Source organism: Bradyrhizobium zhengyangense (assembly GCF_022012555.1).
Taxonomy (GTDB): Bacteria; Pseudomonadota; Alphaproteobacteria; order Rhizobiales; family Xanthobacteraceae; genus Bradyrhizobium; species Bradyrhizobium zhengyangense.
The window spans coordinates 1-1,046 of the sequence record NZ_JAKLTZ010000081.1 but is presented as its reverse complement, the minus strand read 5'-3'; the positions used below and the strand labels follow the sequence as shown (position 1 = coordinate 1,046).

At 64.1% G+C, this 1,046-nt stretch carries 2 protein-coding genes and 1 pseudogene; all 3 read right to left on the bottom strand.

What is annotated here, in order from left to right; all coding sequences use genetic code 11:
* A pseudogene (locus L6639_RS42935) lies at nt 1-248 on the bottom strand (IS66 family transposase); the annotation flags it as partial.
* A 110-nt stretch (nt 249-358) separates the two neighbouring features.
* On the bottom strand, nt 359-763 hold the full coding sequence (locus L6639_RS42930) for an IS66 family transposase (protein WP_237867379.1): 405 nt from the start codon (nt 761-763) through the stop codon (nt 359-361).
* A gap of 50 nt (nt 764-813) precedes the next feature.
* Nucleotides 814-1,046: IS66 family insertion sequence element accessory protein TnpB (gene tnpB / locus L6639_RS42925; RefSeq protein ID WP_237867378.1), on the bottom strand; the 233-nt coding region annotated here is incomplete at its 5' end.

The window sequence follows — 1,046 nt, the reverse complement described above, 5'->3', positions numbered from 1 at the left end:
ATGTCGTCCTGGATCAAGCACCGGCATCGGCGTCTCGTCGCAGAACACGCGCGGCGCAGCCTGAATGATCCGCAGCTGCAGCTCATAAAGGCTCCTGAGCCACAAGGCGGTACGTTTGACCCAACCGCGAGTGTCGCGCGGTCAAGATGGATGCCGTGGCCGGCCAGGATCTGAACTTGCCGGTACAGCGGCAAATACCGGGCGAACTTCGAGACCACCACATGGCTCACGAGGGCCGTCGACGCCATGCCGCCCTCAATCAGGCGCGGCAGCACTTTGGCTTGGACCACGCCATCGGTGCAGCCGCGGCAGCCGTATTTGGGACGGATCGTGCGCAGCACGCGCAGGAGCGCCGGGATCACTCCAACACCTCGCTGACGTCCTCGCCGATCTTGTGAAGCTGGCCCTGGCAGCACGGGCAGGCCGTCACCTCCGGCTCCAGGACCTGCTCACAGCGCGGCAGATGCTTGGGCAACGCGCCGATGTTGCGGCGCGCCTTCTTACGTAGCTTATCGGACGGCTTCACCGCAGGTGCATCGTCGTTGGCAGCTGCCGGCGGCGTGACACTGGTCTCAAGATCGTCAAGCTCAAGCTCAAGCTGCTCGGCCACGAGCGTGGCAAGCCGTTCCGAGCGCTTCCCGAAGATCATCTCCTTGAGCGTCTGCATCGCAACACGCAGCTTCTCGTTCTCGGCGTCGAGCGCGAGCACCATCTCTGTTAGAGCGGCGGGATCAGTCGAGAGGACGTCCGGGCGAATCGCCATAAATGGACCATACATCCGCGCGGCGCAGGCTCCAGCGAAATCCTCTCCTCTCAGCCGACAACGGCCGGCTGCTTCACCGGCTTGGGCGAGACGCGCGTCCACTCGAGTCCGTCGAGCAGCATCGCGAGCTGTGTCGCAGTCAGATGCACCACGCCTTCGCGGATCGGCGGCCAGGTGAAGTGCCCCTGGTGCAACCACTTCGTCATCAGCACCATGCCGCTGCCGTCCCACGCCAGAAGCTTCACTCTGTCCGTGCGTTTGCTGCGGAACACGAAGACGTCCC